This window comes from Thiorhodococcus mannitoliphagus (assembly GCF_010915725.1).
Classification (GTDB): Bacteria; Pseudomonadota; Gammaproteobacteria; order Chromatiales; family Chromatiaceae; genus Thiorhodococcus; species Thiorhodococcus mannitoliphagus.
Map to the genome: position 1 here is coordinate 78,996 of NZ_JAAIJR010000001.1, position 15,586 is coordinate 94,581.

The following is a 15,586-nucleotide window of genomic DNA, read 5'->3' on the forward strand; positions in this document are numbered from 1 at the left end:
CGGCTGGCCTAATAGGGCGCAGCGGGCTCTTGGACTGTCCCGGCTGGCGGATTGGGGGCGAAGGGATCGACCCCGAATCCAAAGGGGTTAGCGCTCTCGCTCTGGGGCAATCGCTGCGGTGGGCTAGGCACTTCGGGCGATAGCGGAATCTCCCGTCCATCCGGTGTGAGCTTGAATACAGGAGGTTCGCTCAAGCGCGCATCTCCCGGAATGATTCGGTTCGGATCTCCTGGCGGAGCGTAAGGCACCCTTTGCGTCGGTACCGGGCCAAAGGTGTCCACGATGATCTCATCCGGCGACATTTGGATCATGGTGTCAGGGATCATGGTGTCAGGAATCATCGGCTCCTCGGTGGGCATGACCACAGGGGCGGCGGCCGGCATCGGTGATGCCGCGACTGGCTCGGGCGGCGTCGGATCCACCGCATTCGGATCCAGCTCAAGCTCCGGCGGTTCCGTCAGGACATAGAGCAACCCTTGGTCCAAGCGTGCCCACCGCCGCCGACTCTCGGAGACGATGAAGCGCAGTGTCGTGCCGTCATCCATCTTCAGCGCCGCCTGCACGCCACTGGGATCTTCCGCCAAGGTCTCGACCCGCTCGGCGATCACTTCGTTGAGCCCTGTGACGCTTGCCGTCGTCAGCGGTATCCCGTCGAGCCGCCCGAAAACCGGGTTGAAGTCGCGTGGCAGAAGCTTGAGCGAGACATAGTCGATCGGCGGTGCGATCAAGAGATGGTAGAAGCGATCGGAGATCAAATGGACCAGACCGGCGGCCGCGACATAGCGTGACTGGCCTAAGGGATCGATATCGCCAAAGCTCAGCACTTCGGAATCGAGCTGGAGCTTGAGCCTGGGCGGCGCGAGTTTGAGTTCGTCGAGCGCGGCGGACGCCTCGGGGAAACTGCGGATCACGGGTGTGTCGAGGATTTCGAGCAACTTTTGTACCCGCGCGTCGTCTGCGTCGACCTGCATCGGCTCTTCCATCTTCCAGCCCAAGAGATCCTGAGCGAGGACGATGGTCGGGTCACCATCACGCGCGATACGGATTCGATAGAGATTCTTGGCCTCGAGGTCTGTCAGGGTGGGCACGGATCGCCCGGCGTTGATCTCGCTGCGCATCAACATGGCCAGCACGACCACGGCGATCAAGAGCACCAGGTTGATCAGCCAACGCTGTTTCACTGCCCCCTCCAACGATACCAACGCATCAGGAGCCCACCGACCAGGAAGATCGCGGGAAGGATGATCAGGCTCCAGACGCCAACCAAGGTCCGACGGCCGGCGGTCATTTCCAGCCCCTCCACGGCCCCGGGCTCGGGTGGAAGTTCGATCAAGTCTTCGTCCGTGCTCAACCAGCGTAGAAGCTGAATCCCAAGTGCCGAATTGCCATAGCTGCCAATCTGCGAATTGCTCAGGAAATCGCCGTCTCCGACCACGACGACCCGCTGTACCTCGTCGCTCTCAGGAAGGCTGCGCGTCAGGGCGAGAGCCACCGGCAAAGGGCCGGGCAACTCACCGACGATCTCATCTCGGCCGATCTTGCCGAACACGGCCCCTGTCTCGTTCCAGCTCTTATCGCCGGTTGCCAGGAAGGTGGCGAGATTCCAGCTCGGCGCGATGCTGGGATCGAAGGCTAGCGCGCCCGGCAAGAGGGCCGGCTTTGAAAGCCCCTCAGTCAGGGGATGGCTCGGGTAGTCGGAGATCACCGCAACCGCGGGTGTGGCCGCACCGAAGCGCGCCGCGGCAGCGTCCACCACCACCCCTGGCAGCGCCTTCACGCCCATGAGTTCGGCAAGCGGCTCCAGTCCATTCAGTGCGCCGGGGTCCATGAGCCAGAGCAAATTTCCGCCCCGATCCAGGAAGCGCATCAGCCCATCGACCTCACCGGCGAAGAGGGGAAGCTGGGGATTGCTCAGGATCACCAGCCGAGTGTTGTCCGGCACGTCCGGGACGCGCGCCAGGTCGAGGGGACGCGCCAAAAAGCCTTGCTCCGTGAGCGCATTGCCCAGGCGACCCAGGTCCGGTCCCCGCTCGCCCTTGATCGCGCGCTCGCCGTGGCCTTCGATGACGGCGATCCAAGGGCTTCGTCGCTCCATGAGTCGCGCGATCGCCGCGGAGATGGACCGCTCGCTGATCTCCTTCAGGGTCTCGCGCCGGCCGCGATACTCCAGCAGGATCTGCCCAAGCAAGGAGACATCGGCGTCCCGCGCCTGCTCGGGAAAGAGCTGCGGATCGCGATAGAGGATCTCCATGTCGGGCAGCGCCTGCGTGTAGCGCGCCAAGAGCCGCCCGATCGCCTTGGCCAATGGCGCCTGGGCGTCCGCGAAGACCGTGACCCGCAAGGGTGCCTCCAGCCGCTCGAGGATCACTCGACTCTGCGGGACGAGCGTATTGGCCGCCGACCGGGTCCAGTCCCAATAGCGATCATGGCGGGCGACCAGCCAGCCAGAGGTGATGACAAGCGCGAGCAGCAGCAGCGCAAAGAGGGCGTCTGCCAGCGGTCGCTCCAGACGCCTTAGCCGATCCCGAAGCTGATCTAAGAATTCCTTCATTGCAGGCGGCGGTTACTGAGTCGACGGTGAGTCAGGGCAAGGAAGAAGCCCGTGAAGAGCAGGAAGTAGCTGAGATCGCTGAGACGCACCGCACCCATCAGCAGCCAGAACAGGTGCTCGTTCCAAGAGAGCCAGCCGAACAGGGATAGATCCTGGATCGCGAGCGTCGAATCCGCCCGCCCGATGACGGACAAGAGCAGCAGGAGTCCGAAGGCCGCAAGCACGGCCGCGCCTGGCTGGGACGTTAGGCTGGATGCGTAGAGCCCGATCGCGCAGAACATCACGGCCGCGAGCCACAGCCCCAGGGTTGACGCCGCGAGCTGGCCGAGGTCGAGGCTGGTGACGCCGCTCAGGATGAGCACGTTTGCCGCCGGAAGCAGGCACAGCGGCGTGATCAGCGCCGCGAGACCCAGCATCTTGCCCAGCACCACCTGTCCGAGTCGGACCGGTGAGGAGGCGATGAGATCGAAGCTGCCGTCCCGCAGCTCTCCGCTCAACATGCGCATCGCCAGCAGGGGCGCTGCCAGCATGGCGACCACGCCCGCGAAGGCAAAGAGGTTGAGGGTCAGTTCCTGCGTCAGCGGAGCCGCGCGCTCGTCCGCATTGAGCCCGGTGAAGTCCTCGATGACCTGGAGAAAGATCCAGGCGAGCACGATCTGGCCGACACCCAAGAGGACCCAGAGCAGCGGCGTGACGACGCCGGCCCTGACCTCGCGTCCGGCGATGGCCCCGATCATGTCGTCTCCTCCGCACCGATGAGATCGAAAAAGACCCGCTCGAGGTCGCTGCGTTCAGGCACCAGCTCCAACAGCTCCAAGCCGTCCTCGACGATGGCGCGCGCGAGGTCGGCCGAGCCCGCTCCTTCAACGAGATCAATCTGGAAGCCTTCCGCGCCGATCGCAACCGCGCCCGCCACCGGCGGCAAATCCGCGAGCCGTTCGGCATTCATTTGACCGCCGATTTTGACTCGCCAGACATTGCTCGGCTGATTGTCGGCCAGGTCCGCGTCGAGCTGAATGCGGCCCTCGTGCAGAATCACCACACGGTCGCAGACCGCCTGGACCTCGGGCAAGAGGTGGCTGGAAAAGATGATGCCGCAGTCTTCGGCGAGTTCACGGATGAGTCCGCGCAGCTCGCGCATCTGGAAGGGGTCCAGTCCTTCGGTGGGCTCATCCAAGATGAGCACCTGGGGCTTGTGCAGAATGGCTTGCGCGATGCCCAGCCGTTGGCGGTAGCCCTTGGACAGCTTGGCGATGAGGCGAGTCCCGCTATCCTTCAGACCACAGCGATCTTTTGCCGCGAATAGGGCCGCGTCGATCTCGCCCTTGGGAACCCGTCGCAAGCGCGCGCAATAAGTCAGATACTCGTCGATGCGCAGCTCCGGGTGAAGCGGTGGACGCTCGGGCAGGTAGCCGAGCAGTGCCTTGGCGCGAATCGAGTCCTTCGCGAGATCGATCCCCTGGATCTCGATGCGGCCTGTCGTCGGTGCCAAGAGTCCGCTCAAGAGACGCAGGCAGGTCGTCTTGCCCGCGCCATTGGGTCCGAGCAGTCCCAGAACCTCGCCCTTTCGAAGGCACAGGCTCACATCGGACAGAGCCAGATAGCGTCCGAACCTTCGGCTGAGATCAGTCACGCGAACAAGTGTGTCCATGAGGGCGGGAAGATAACCGCTCTCATGCATCTTGCCAAACTTGGTGTGCTTGCCGCGCCTCTGCGACATGGCGTTGATCATCGGACCGCTCAGCCGGTTGTGGACGTGGGGCGGTTGGACCATGAGGATGAGCGACACCTGCGAAATCAACTGGCGTTCGACCTCGAAGCCTCGCCCGCAGGCTGGGCGTCCGTCCCCGACCTCCCAGCCGCGCGTTCAGGTGGATGTCGTCTATTTTTCCTTTGCGGTCTCAGGTGCCTTGGCTGCAGGCGCGACGACCTCTGGTGCATAGCCGTAGGCTAGTCTTGGCCCAAGGAAAGGGTTGCCCCAGGAGCGGTAGCCATGCCAAAGATAGGGGCGTCTCCAGAACTGATAGGGCTGGTGCCAGTAGGCTGGACCGCCCCAATCTCCGGGGTAACCGCCCCACCAGCCGGGTCCGCCCCAGCCACTCCAGCCGCCACCGAAACCGAGGCCGAAACCACCTCCGAAGAAGCCGCAGAAGGCCTGCGACTGTGCCGGGATGGCCAGCAGCAGCGTCGCGAGCAATGCGGACAGGAAGACATGTGACCGTTTCATTGCACACCTCCTCAGGGACCTAGACTCAATCCCACAGAAGTATGGGACCAGGGTCCCTTGCCTCTAGTTTAGTAAATAAACAAAGGCTGATGTGCACTCGCTTCGAACGTCAGGCGCACACACTGCACGCGATTTTGCGATCGCGATTCGGCCGCAGCTGCCTCAGACAGAACTCGCGGGTGCGAAGCGATTTTCAAGGTGGCTCGCTATGAATGAGCGCAGTGACACTCAAGGTTGTGGGAGCGGTACCCCGCCGTGACAGCGGGGCGCCTGAACGGCTGGCGTTCGCAGGCTATCCAACCCACTCATAGATCTCGATCGCGGCCGGATCGCATTTGCAGCAGCCTCCGGCACAAGGGGTGTTGGCGGGCAGCTTGCGCACTCTGCCCTTGTGTTCCAGCGTCTTGAGCATGCCGCGCAAGGCGTCCGGGTCGGAATCGAAATGGTGAGAGAGATCCCGCAGCGCGGCCTGGCCGTTGTTCTGCAGGTAACGTGAGAGCTGCGTGATAATCATGAGCATGTCTCCTCAGGCCGCATCCCGCGCTAGGGCGCCGACGTTTGGCTCGCGCCGTGACCACCAGCGCAGACCCATGACGGTCACTGCCAGCAGGGCGAGCATGCCGGCGATCCAAGCACCAGAGCTGACCGGATCGCGTTGGAAAATGGCCGCTTGATAGAAGATGGTCGCCGAGAGATAGCCCAATCCAGTCGTCCAGGCCACCGCGAAGAGGGTCCAGCCGGGCGATGTCTCCCGATGAATGGCGGCGATGGCGGCGACACAGGGCGAATACATCAGGATAAATAACAGATAGGCAAAGGCCCCGGCCGTGCCGTCGAAGCGCTCCGCCATGGCGCCAAAGGTCGCCGTCATCACCGCTTGCGCTTCTGCTGCGGCCTCCGCGTTGCTCACATCACCGATGCTCAGACCGAGCGGATCGGTCCAGCCGCCCAAGGCATCCACCAAGTTCGCCGGAATGGTCGCGATGGCCGCTTCGAGTCCAGCACTCAGATCATAGTCCGATCCCTCCTCTGCGCGCGCCGCAATCTCCTGATCGGCCTCCCCCAGTGCGGAATAGGTCGCATCCAGCGTTCCGACCACGGCCTCCTTACTATTCGATCTGTGAGGCACCGAAAACCTCGGTAAAATCGCCGGTTTCCAAGCACGCGAAGTTTAGAAAGCTGTGATGCGATTGCCCTGCTGAGTCGAGTCCTCCCGATGACACTGCTAGCTGATGGCCACTCATTGCGACCCTTGCGGTATCGGAGCGACTTCACCGCCGCTCACTCGAGGAGACTCCCTTGCTGAAAGACTACTTGCTCTACCAATCCGGCCTGTCAGGCTCCGAGAGCGTGCGTCACCGCGCGTTCGAGATCAGGCTGAGTCGCTCGCGCACGGCGCAAACCCTCAAACGCTTGGGGCTGGCGCCCGCGCCCGCGCGCCCGGATGGATCGCCGCTCGCAGCCATGACCGCAGAGAGCGAACAGCAGTATTGCGAATGGTATGCCTCGCGGCTCTACAGCGGCGCGGGTGAGATCGTCGAACTCGGCTGCTGGCTCGGCGCGCTCACCAACGCCCTCGCGGCCGGTCTCTCGCGCAATCGCTCGATACCCGAGGCCCGGCGGCGGATCCAGGTATTCGACTACTTTCAGTGGGATGAGGTCATGGAGGTCTGGGTCGCCAACACCCCCTTCGCCAGGCGTGTCGGCGTTGGCGAGAACTATCGTTTTCTTTTCGAAGAGTGCGTGCGCGACATCGCGCCCTTGGTGGTCATCCACGAGGCGGACCTGCGCCACGGGGAGTGGCATGGCGGCGACATCGAGTTTCTATCGGTCGACGCCATGAAATCCACCGAGATCACCGCCGGCATCCTCAAGACCTTCTTCGGCAAACTGATACCCGGAAGCGGCTACGTCTATCACCAGGACTATGTCCACTTCTACCATGGCTGGATCCACGTCAGCCTCTACCTGCTGCGCGACTACCTGGAACTCGTCTACGAAATCCCGGACTCCACCGCGCTCTTGTTCAAGTGCAAGAAGGCAATCCCTCCCGAAGCCCTCGCCTTCCCGGCCACGGCCGAGGCGATGGAGGAGGACCTGATCGAGGAGGCCTTCGCCTGGAACATGAAGCTGGTGAAACCACACCTGAGGCATGCCGTCGCCGCCGCGCACACCATGATGTACGTCCATCGCGATCAGATGCCACGCGCCCGCGAACTCCGCCGTCGCTATCTCGCCGGGGGTTACGCCGGCTCACATGCCTTTCAGTCCATGGCGGAGTTCACCGCCTGGCTCAAACCGGTGGATTGGGACGAATGAGGGTGCCTACCCTATCACCCTCGCGAGGTTCCTGGCCGATCAATCCAACTCCGGGTGCTCTTGGAGCCATTCACGGATCCGGTGGCGTGACTTGGCGCCGCTGAAGCGACCCTTCTCCTCGCCCTCATTTAGACTCGACATCACAGCATGCAATGATGCGAGCCCAGCCCCCAACGCTTCTTCCAAGATTTTGACGTGATCGCGCTGTGCTCGCGTGCGGCTACTCCGTGTGGCTGCGCCCATGCAACTGGGCTTTGAGGCGCTCGATCTCTGCTAAGGCGGCTTCTTTCTCTGCCCGCTCCTCTTCCCTAGCGGCTCGCTCAAGCGTCGCAGTGGCGCGTTCCCGCTCCGCCGCCTCTCGTTCCCGCGTGGCCTCGGCTTGTGCCCGCGCGGTCTCGGCTTGTGCCCGCGTAGTCTCCGCTTGTGCCTGCTCGGCTTCAGCCCGCAGTTCGTCAAGATGTCGCTGAATGCTGCGTTGCTCGCGCAGATAGTTCTGCCGCGCTTGATAGGCGTGATAGGCGCGGTCTTTCTCGGAGAAGGTCTTCAAGGTGCTCATGGCTTGCCTCATCTCAGCGGTCTGCATCCAGGTAGGCAGGGCGGCGGCGTCCAGGCGCTCGCCGTCCTTGAAGAATTTCAGCCACCGTTCTCGTTCGGTTTGGACCTGCTCGGTCTGGAACTTGTTCAGCTCCAACAGCCAGATGCCACCATGGTCGAGCAAGCATCGGCCGTGGGCATCGCGCAGGCGGAAATCGTGGACGTAATCGGCCGTATCGGCCAACAGGTCCTCGCCCAGCAGCCAGATGGCATAGGTGGATTGGAGGCTGCGGTAGTCCTCGCCGCTGTGCAGTTGCGAGCTGTAGAGATCGGCCCAGGTGTAGAGAATGCGTGCGGGCAGGTCGCGATAGCTTAGGAGCTGGATCTCGATCTGATGCAGGCGGCCACGCTCGTCGCGCGCCTTGACGTCGACGATGCTGAGCTTGTCGTCGAGAAATTCTTTGTCGTTGTAGGGGTTGAGGATGTCGACCCAGACAATGGGGACTCCCAGATCCGCGCCGAGAATCGCATTGAGAAAATGGATCAAGAGCGCGCGGTTGGACTCCGACCCCAGCAGGGCCTTGAAGACACAATCGATCTTGGGGTCGATGGGGTGGTGCATCGCGCCAGTCTAGCCAGCTGCGCTGGGACAGACAATCCGCCGCGCCCTGTCGGGCACGCACCGCGTACCCTTGTCATTGCATCCAAGGTCAATGGATGCGGCAGCCAGAGTCCCAGTGGAGGCTCATCGGCTCCTCAACGGGCGCTTCCCGAGCCTCCTGGCCAAATGTCACGAAATGCCTTTCGTCATGATCACGGTCTTCACCTCAAGTCCGGATATCCCATTATCCAAGGGTGTTCGCAGACACGTTGAGAGGCTGTTTGAAAACTCCCTCGTGATGCTTCGTGGGAGCGGCTCCCCGCCGCGACGACCCCGTCTCAGGACGGTGCTCTGAGAAGCCAGATGTTTGGAAACAGCTTCTGATGCGATTGCCTCTTATCCGGCATGGGCCTATTCAGTGGCGGCTGAGCGCACGCGACGTTATCAGGGCCGCGTCTGACCCTGAAGCCTGTCGCGTGCCCTGGACCAGGCGGAGAACGCCGGGTTCGCTGCGGCCGGACAGGGAAGTTGCGATCTTCGCGCGCAGCCTGGTGCCCATGTGCTAACCTCCGACGCGCGCGAGGGAATCCCGGTGCGAGCGCCGTTGATCCCCGCGCTGTCTGCTCGGTTCTCGGTCCCTGGTAGTGCAACGAATGACAGAAGCCGCTAAGAAGCTCATCAACCTCAGGATCAACGGCAAGGATATCAGCGCGCCGGAATCGCTCTCCGTGATCCAAGCCCTGTGGTACGCCGGCTATCCGCGCGTGAAGGGCGTGGGCTGTCTGCAGGGCGTCTGCGGGTCTTGCCGCGTCTTCGTCCGACGTGCCGACAGCAACGAAGTGTCCACGGAGCTGGGATGTGAGCTGTTGATCGAGGAAGGCATGGATGTCAGCTTCCTCATCTATCCCATCCCGCCCTATCAGACCTACAGCCTGGAAGAGATTCCCAACTCCTGGGAGGTTCAGGCCAAGTTCCACGAGATCTTCCCGGAAGCAGCGCAGTGTCGGCACTGCGGCGGCTGCACCACCACCTGTCCCAAGGACATCGACGTGGAGAAGGGCGTGGAGCTGGCCGTGAAGGGGCGCTTCCAAGAGGCCGGCGAACTCTTCGTGCAGTGCGTTATGTGCAATCTCTGCCAGACCGCCTGCCCGGAGTTGATTACACCTAATCACGTGGCGCTCTTCTCGCGACGGGTCACGGCCTACTTTCACACCCGGCCGTCGAACTTGATCCACCGGCTGGAAAAGATGCGCAAGGGACAGCTTCAGGTGATCGAGTAGCCTCCGCCGCTCGACACCGCTTCTCACTATGACGATCAATATCCCCTACGACGAGGCGATCCGGCGCTACCGCCCGCTGGCAGAGCGAGCACTGCCGTGCACGGCCGATCCGGGCGAGGATCTGCTGCAACGCTATCACCCGGATTACATCGCGGATCGCTGCATCCAATTGACCGTGGGCGCCAATGCCGGCGACCCCTGTCACCGCCAACTCGCCGACGTACTCCAGAGCGATTCGCGCATCGACGAGGCCGACCTGGCCGCCTCACCGGAGGTCGAGACCGACGTTTTGGTCATTGGCGGCGGCGGGGCCGGGTGCTCGGCCGCGCTCGAGGCCGCGCGCGCCGGCGCCCGAGTCATCCTGGCGACCAAGCTGCGGCTCGGCGACAGCAACACGGTGATGGCCGAGGGCGGCATTCAGGCCTCGATCGAGAAGGATGACACCCCGCAGATGCATTATGACGACACCGTCAAGGGCGCCAGTGGTCAGATCGACCGCACCCTGGCCGCCCAGATGGTGACGGACGGCCCAGACGTCATCCGCTGGCTCATCCAGCAGGGGATGCAGTTCGACCTCGATCAGTACGGCGATCTGCTGACCCGGCGCGCGGGCGGCACCTCGGCGCCGCGCGTACTCTATTTCCGCGACTACACCGGGCTGGAGATGATGCGCGTGCTGCGCGAGGCGGTCTTCAACAGCGATGTCGAGGTCTGGGACTACTGCCCGGCCGTCGAGCTGCTGTCGGACCAGTCCGGCCATTGCGCTGGGGCAGTGCTCTCCTCGCTCAAGGACTACACCTACAGCCTGGTCAAAGCCAAGTCCGTCATCGTCGCCACTGGCGGCATCGGCCGGCTGCATCTGAACGGCTTTCCGACCTCCAACCATTTCGGTGCCGTCGGCGACGGGCTGGTGCTCGCCTATCGACTGGGCGCCAAGCTGCGCGACCTGGATACCTTTCAGTACCACCCCACCGGCCTCGCCCATCCCCACCATCTCGGCGGTACCCTGATCACCGAAGGGGTACGCTCTGCCGGTGCCTATCTGCTCAATGCTGCGAGCGAGCGTTTTATCGACGAGCTGCGGCCGCGCGACCATGTGGCGGCGGCGATCATCCGCGAATGCGCCGAGGGACGTGGGGTCGATGCCGGTCACGGTCAGTCCGGCGTCTGGCTCGACACCCCCAGCATCGAGCTGAGAAGCCCCGGCATCATGGAGCAGCGCTTTCCCAAGCTGCTGCATCTCGGGATCAAGTCCGGGATCGATCCCCGCCAGCAGCCGATGCTCATCTATCCCACCCTGCACTATCAGAACGGCGGCGTGATCATCAACCGCCAGGGTGCCAGCACGGTTCCCGGTCTCTACTGCGTCGGCGAGGTCTGCGGCGGGGTGCACGGGCGCAACCGCCTCATGGGCAACTCGCTGCTGGAGATCATCAGTTTCGGGCGACGTGCCGGCACGACCGCAGCCAAGCGCGTCCATGGTGCTGGGATGCGTCAGAAAAAGGTCTCGCTCGAGCACCTGCGGGCCTTCCGGCGCGAGCTGATGCTTGCCAAGATGCCCCTGACCCAGCAGAGCCCCTTGCTCTTCCCGGAGTACGCCAAGTTCGAGAAGGACTCCGACTACGACGGTCTGCGCCGCAACACGCGGGTGGCCGACGATGGATAAGGCTCCCGTGCTGAATCAAGTGCTGCTGCAGCCGTCTAGCCGCGTCGGCGCGGATTTCGACGCCTGGCTGTGGGACGTCGGCGGCAGCGGTTTGGAGGCCGCACTGCAGGAGCCTGGCCGCATCGTCGACATGGTCAAGGAGGCGGATCTGCGCGGCCTCGGCGGCAGCGGTTTCCCGACCTGGGTGAAATGGAGCGCGGTCGCCAAGCAGACGGGCGAGAAGTACCTCATCTGCAACGGCAACGAGGACGAGCCCGGCACCTTCAAGGACCGTGTGCTCATGGAGGAGTGCCCGCATCAGCTCATCGAGGGCGCCACCATTGCGGCGGTTGCCTGCGGGATTCAACGGGTGGTCTTCTACATCAATCCCCACCTGAGCGGTGCCATTGACGCCGTTCGGCGTGCCCTGCACCAGTGGCAGCAGTCGGAGTGGCCGGAGCGGATCGCGCAAGCCACCGGAGTGGCGATCGACTATCGCGTCCAGCCGAGTTCGGGCCACTACATCGGCGGCGAGGAGACTGCGGCCATCGAATCGGTCGAAGGCAAGTTCCCCTTTCCCCGCGCCAAGCCGCCCTACCCCACCGAGCACGGTGTTCACGGCCGGCCCACCCTCATCAACAACGTCGAGACGCTGTCCAACCTCCCCCACCTGCTCCGCAACGGGGTCGAGTGGTTTCGGCGTCAGGGCCTGGGCGAGGCGACCGGGACCAAGATCTACAGCCTCAGCGGTGACGTGTTGCGGCCGGGGGTCTATGAGCTGCCGATGGGCACGCCGCTCTCCGACCTGCTCTACCACTACGGCGAGGGCATGCTGGTCGGCAAGAAGCTCAAGGCGGTGTTCACCGGCGGCCCCTCTAACACCATTCTGACCCCCAAGGATATCGACGTGCCCATGGACTTCGAGTCTGTCGCGGCGCGTCGCTCCGCGCTCGGCACCGGGGCCATGATCGCCGTCTCCCAGGGTACCGGCATCGTCAAGAAGGTCGGCGAGTACGTCAGCTTCTTCGCCTCTTCCTCCTGCGGTCAGTGTCCCTCTTGCAAGACCGGCACCTACTACATGTCCCAGCTCCTCAACCGCATCGGCACCGGCCAAGGCACCCGCTCCGACCTCGACAGCCTCATCAACCTCTGCAAGATCCTCCCCGGCTCCGGCCGCTGCCACCTGGTCAACGGCGCCGTCAAGGTGCTCGACAGCTCCCTCTATCACTTCATGGACGAGTACGAGCAGTCCCTGCGCGGGGCACCGACCTAGCCCGCCGCAATGCAAAGGGCAGTAGGGTGGACGAGCCCGAGCGAAGTCCACCGAACCACGCGTCGGCGCTGGTGGATTGCGCTGCGCTTGCTCGCTCTGCGACCCTTGTGACAGAGGTTCTTATTCGGCGGATCAGAGCGAAACGTGCCGCCCGCCATGCTCGGCCAGCCACGCTTTGCGCTGCCCATAGTCCGGCATCGCTCGGCTTACTCGCTGCCAGAAGGCCGGGGTGTGATTGGGCTCTTCCAAATGGGCCAGCTCGTGCACGATGACATAGTCGACGATCCCGACGGGCATCAGCATCACTGCCCAGTGGAAGTTCAGCTTGCCGCCGCGTCCGCATGAGCCCCAGCGAAAGCCGAGGTCTCGTACCTCGATCCCATCAGGCTGTAGCGCCATCCGCCGCGCCCAGCCGCGCACGCGCGTCCGCAGCCAGGTCCTGGCATGCGAGCTGTACCAGTGGACGAAATATCGGCGGCCTTCGCTCGCGAGTGACCGTCTCAGCTTGAAGCGCCCGGCTTCGAGCTTGAGTGGCACCTCCTGCGCGTCGACGAGCAGCAAGCGGTAGCTGCGCCCCAAGTAGGGAAAGCCCGCGCCGCTGACGAATTCCTTGGCCTCCAGCGGCTGAAGGCGGGACTCCTTCTCGGCCATCTTGGCGTAGAGCCAGAACCGTTTCTCGCGCACGAAGGCCGCGAGTACCTCCTGCCCGATGCCGGGCGGCGCCGCGATGATCAGCTCGCCGCCTCGGTCCAAGGTGATCTCCAGCGTCTTGCGCTGCGCGCTGCGTCTGACCTCGAAGGTCAGCTCGTCGACGGCCAACCGCTCCAAGGTTAGGCTCATCGCGCCACCAGGCGCCGATGATTGGCACGGGCCAGCTCCATCAGCCTGTCCGCGACCGGATCCAGCCACGCGAAGTCCATTAGATCCGCATCATCCAGCGCTTGGAAGACCCAGCTCCGCAGGCCGTCCTGAGCCTGCGGCTTGCTCCAGAAACCGACGATGGCGATCTCCTGCTGGATGTGATCGACAACCTCGACCGTTAGCGCGCACAGCTGGTTCAGCGTCTCGCCCTCCACCGCGACCTCGCCGACGGCCTCTTGCTTCAGGAGATCGAAGAAGGGCGCCTGGGTCTGGGGATCCAGGCCCGTCGCGTCATCCCGGGCGCGGCCCTCTTTGGCTTGGTCGATGAGCTGGCGCAGCGCCTCGGCCAGCGCATCCCATCGCCCTTCCAGCGCCTCAAGGATGCCCTTCAGCCGCTCGGAGAGCTTTTCGTAGTGCGCCGGGTCCTCGTTCAGATGCTTGCGGATGTGATAGCGCAGTGCGTGCTCCATCTCGCTGGCCTGGGCGCGCGCCGAGTGCTCTTGGTCGACATGCCGCTCGAAGCGGGCATCGGTGATCTCGATCGGCGGGATGCGCGGGTCGATGCCGAGCGAGAGGATATGGTCGTCGATCAGCTTGCGGACCTTCTCGCCCACCTCCTGCCCGATGGGCCGCTCGGCGCTGCGATAGCGGTTGCGGGCCTTCGCCTGGATGTGCGCGAGCTGCTTGGTGTCCTTGACGAAGGGCAGGCCCTCCGGACGCGGCAGCACCAGATCCAGGGTTGTCAGGAAGGCCTTGAGCTTGACGTGAAACTCCGCCCGCAGCCGCTCCTCCCTGAGGAGCTGGACGCAGGCCTCGGTGTCGTCGATGGACGTGCCGCGCGACATGAAGAGATCCAGCACCCGGCGATGCCGGTCGCGCAGCCGGGGAATCTCGTCCTTGAGGCTGCTCAAGGCGCCCTCGACATCCTCGGCGCTGTAGGCCTCCAGCGCCTCCTTCAGATGGCGGGCCACGCCATAGTAATCGACCACGATGCCGAAGCCCTTCTCGACCCCGCCGCGCGCATAGGTGCGGTTGACGCGGGCGATGGCCTGGAGCAGCTCGGCCTCGCGGATATGCCTGTCCAGGTACATCACCTGCTCGACCGGCGCGTCGAAACCGGTCAGCAGCATGGATTTGACGATAAGGAAGGCGAGCGGATCAGCCGTGTCGCCGTCGAAGGTATTCGGCCCATCGGCGAAGAGCGGCTTCTTGAAGCGGGCGATCCGGGCGTCGATCCGGGCGCGCGCCGACCACTCGCGCCGAGGGTCGACGCGATCGTTGTGCTCGCTGGAGATGACCGGGGCAAACTCGAGCGCCCGGATGGTCGGCAGAAAACGGTGGGCACGCACGAGGAAGCCCTTGTGCCGCTCGAGCTGCAGGGCGGCCTCGTCGTCCAGATCCAGCAGGCTCGGATGCAAGGCCTCCAGCTCCGCCACCAGCGCGTCGCGCGCCTCGCGCAAGGCACCGTGGTAGCGGACCGCCGCCCGGCGGCTGACGGCGACGACCTGCGCCTTGAACCCGTCCGGCAGGATGTGCTCGACATAGTGGCGCAGCATGTTGCGCGCCTTGGCGGCGATGAGCCGCTCGGCCTCCATCACGTGGCCCTTGGTCGCGTACTTGCGCTTGATCGCCTCCAGCTCCTCGGGGCTGCGGCCGACCAGCATGTCCTCGAAGACCTCGTCGAGCTGCCGCCCGTCGTCCACGGCGGCGCCCGTGGTCCGGCCCTCGTAGAGAATGGGCACCGTGGCCCCGTCGGCCTCCGCTTCGCGGATGCCGTAGCGGTCGATGAAGTCGCCGAAGATCCGCGCCGTCTGGCCCTTGGCCCGCATGATGATCGGTGTGCCGGTGAAGCCGATCTTGGCGCAGTTGGGCAGCGCCCGCATGAGGTTGGCGTGGGCCGTGTTGGTATGGCTGCGGTGGGCCTCGTCGACCAGCACCAGGATGTCGGTGTCCGTATTCAGCGCCGGCAAGGGCACCATGCGTCGCTTGCCCTCGGCCAGATAGCGCACGGACGATTCGGCGACCTTGAGCGGCTCGGCCCCGTCGATCGGGTCCGCATCCGTCTCGTCCGCGTCCGATTCATCGTCCCCGATCAGCTCGCCACGGTACTTCTGGATCATGGCGAAGACGAGGTCCTTGCCCGGACGCTCGAGGGTCTCGCGCAGGACGTCGGCGGCGGAGCGCGTCTTGAGTCCGCGCGTCTCGGGCTTGACGATGGTGAGCACCTCGTCGGTCAGGGCCGCGGTGTCGGCCAGCTGCTTCTGCAGATCGCGCCGGTCGGTGACGACCACCACC

General features: G+C 64.3%; 14 protein-coding genes. 4 read left to right on the forward strand and 10 right to left on the reverse strand.

Annotated features, from left to right (window positions below):
- Positions 1-8 precede the first annotated feature (8 nt).
- From G3480_RS00345 to G3480_RS00375, 7 genes are all read right to left on the reverse strand, one after another.
- Positions 9-1,181: a DUF4340 domain-containing protein gene (locus G3480_RS00345; RefSeq protein WP_164651670.1), complete on the reverse strand. Its 1,173-nt coding sequence runs from the start codon at positions 1,179-1,181 to the stop codon at positions 9-11.
- Positions 1,178-2,551: a GldG family protein gene (locus tag G3480_RS00350; protein ID WP_164651671.1), complete on the reverse strand. Its 1,374-nt coding sequence runs from the start codon at positions 2,549-2,551 to the stop codon at positions 1,178-1,180. The genes G3480_RS00345 and G3480_RS00350 overlap by 4 nt, the downstream gene beginning before the upstream one ends.
- Positions 2,548-3,288 (reverse strand): ABC transporter permease, encoded by a 741-nt coding sequence (locus G3480_RS00355; RefSeq protein WP_164651672.1) that lies wholly within the window; start codon positions 3,286-3,288, stop codon positions 2,548-2,550. The genes G3480_RS00350 and G3480_RS00355 overlap by 4 nt, the downstream gene beginning before the upstream one ends.
- Complete coding sequence (locus G3480_RS00360; protein ID WP_338114020.1) at positions 3,285-4,340, reverse strand: ABC transporter ATP-binding protein; 1,056 nt, start codon at positions 4,338-4,340, stop codon at positions 3,285-3,287. Before G3480_RS00360 ends, G3480_RS00355 begins: the two co-directional genes overlap by 4 nt.
- Positions 4,341-4,433: 93 nt before the next feature.
- Positions 4,434-4,778, reverse strand: coding sequence for a hypothetical protein (locus tag G3480_RS00365; RefSeq protein WP_164651673.1), 345 nt, complete (start codon positions 4,776-4,778; stop codon positions 4,434-4,436).
- A gap of 292 nt (positions 4,779-5,070) precedes the next feature.
- Positions 5,071-5,292, reverse strand: coding sequence for a FeoC-like transcriptional regulator (locus G3480_RS00370; RefSeq protein WP_164651674.1), 222 nt, complete (start codon positions 5,290-5,292; stop codon positions 5,071-5,073).
- Positions 5,293-5,304: 12 nt separating this feature from the next.
- The gene (locus G3480_RS00375; RefSeq protein WP_338114021.1) at positions 5,305-5,907 is read right to left on the reverse strand and encodes a P-loop NTPase family protein; all 603 of its coding nucleotides are present in this window, start codon (positions 5,905-5,907) and stop codon (positions 5,305-5,307) included.
- A 170-nt stretch (positions 5,908-6,077) separates the two neighbouring features.
- Between G3480_RS00375 and G3480_RS00380 the strand changes: the two genes are divergently transcribed.
- A complete protein-coding gene (locus G3480_RS00380; protein ID WP_164651675.1) occupies positions 6,078-7,097 on the forward strand; it encodes a hypothetical protein in 1,020 nt (339 codons plus the stop codon).
- Positions 7,098-7,317: 220 nt separating this feature from the next.
- On the opposite strand, the gene G3480_RS00385 is transcribed toward G3480_RS00380, so the two are convergent.
- Positions 7,318-8,253: an Rpn family recombination-promoting nuclease/putative transposase gene (locus G3480_RS00385; protein ID WP_164651676.1), complete on the reverse strand. Its 936-nt coding sequence runs from the start codon at positions 8,251-8,253 to the stop codon at positions 7,318-7,320.
- A gap of 632 nt (positions 8,254-8,885) precedes the next feature.
- On the opposite strand from G3480_RS00385, the gene G3480_RS00390 reads away from it, so the two are divergent.
- Genes G3480_RS00390 through G3480_RS00400 form a run of 3 tightly spaced genes read left to right on the forward strand, consistent with a single transcriptional unit; the run spans position 8,886 to position 12,430 of the window.
- A complete protein-coding gene (locus G3480_RS00390; RefSeq protein WP_164651677.1) occupies positions 8,886-9,512 on the forward strand; it encodes a 2Fe-2S iron-sulfur cluster-binding protein in 627 nt (208 codons plus the stop codon).
- Between the two features lie 28 nt (positions 9,513-9,540).
- Positions 9,541-11,178 carry an FAD-dependent oxidoreductase gene (locus G3480_RS00395; RefSeq protein ID WP_164651678.1) on the forward strand — a complete coding sequence of 546 codons (1,638 nt, stop codon included), beginning with the start codon at positions 9,541-9,543 and terminating at the stop codon, positions 11,176-11,178.
- On the forward strand, positions 11,171-12,430 hold the full coding sequence (locus G3480_RS00400; protein ID WP_164651679.1) for a complex I 51 kDa subunit family protein: 1,260 nt from the start codon (positions 11,171-11,173) through the stop codon (positions 12,428-12,430). Before G3480_RS00395 ends, G3480_RS00400 begins: the two co-directional genes overlap by 8 nt.
- A gap of 132 nt (positions 12,431-12,562) precedes the next feature.
- Here G3480_RS00400 and G3480_RS00405 read toward each other — a convergent pair whose 3' ends face one another.
- Positions 12,563-13,270: a M48 family metallopeptidase gene (locus G3480_RS00405; RefSeq protein ID WP_164651680.1), complete on the reverse strand. Its 708-nt coding sequence runs from the start codon at positions 13,268-13,270 to the stop codon at positions 12,563-12,565.
- Positions 13,267-15,585 (reverse strand): type I restriction enzyme subunit R domain-containing protein, encoded by a 2,319-nt coding sequence (locus G3480_RS00410; protein WP_206171412.1) that lies wholly within the window; start codon positions 15,583-15,585, stop codon positions 13,267-13,269. Before G3480_RS00410 ends, G3480_RS00405 begins: the two co-directional genes overlap by 4 nt.
- Between the last annotated feature and the right edge of the window lies 1 nt (position 15,586).

Excerpts from the sequence above, each read along its gene's own strand:
- G3480_RS00350 (WP_164651671.1), bottom strand. The coding sequence starts at position 2,551 with ATGAAGGAATTCTTAGATCAGCTTCGGGATCGGCTAAGGCGTCTGGAG.
- G3480_RS00355 (WP_164651672.1), bottom strand. The coding sequence starts at position 3,288 with ATGATCGGGGCCATCGCCGGACGCGAGGTCAGGGCCGGCGTCGTCACG.
- G3480_RS00365 (WP_164651673.1), bottom strand. The coding sequence starts at position 4,778 with ATGAAACGGTCACATGTCTTCCTGTCCGCATTGCTCGCGACGCTGCTG.
- G3480_RS00370 (WP_164651674.1), bottom strand. The coding sequence starts at position 5,292 with ATGATTATCACGCAGCTCTCACGTTACCTGCAGAACAACGGCCAGGCC.
- G3480_RS00385 (WP_164651676.1), bottom strand. The coding sequence starts at position 8,253 with ATGCACCACCCCATCGACCCCAAGATCGATTGTGTCTTCAAGGCCCTG.
- G3480_RS00390 (WP_164651677.1), top strand. The coding sequence starts at position 8,886 with ATGACAGAAGCCGCTAAGAAGCTCATCAACCTCAGGATCAACGGCAAG.
- G3480_RS00395 (WP_164651678.1), top strand. The coding sequence starts at position 9,541 with ATGACGATCAATATCCCCTACGACGAGGCGATCCGGCGCTACCGCCCG.
- G3480_RS00400 (WP_164651679.1), top strand. The coding sequence starts at position 11,171 with ATGGATAAGGCTCCCGTGCTGAATCAAGTGCTGCTGCAGCCGTCTAGC.
- G3480_RS00405 (WP_164651680.1), bottom strand. The coding sequence starts at position 13,270 with ATGAGCCTAACCTTGGAGCGGTTGGCCGTCGACGAGCTGACCTTCGAG.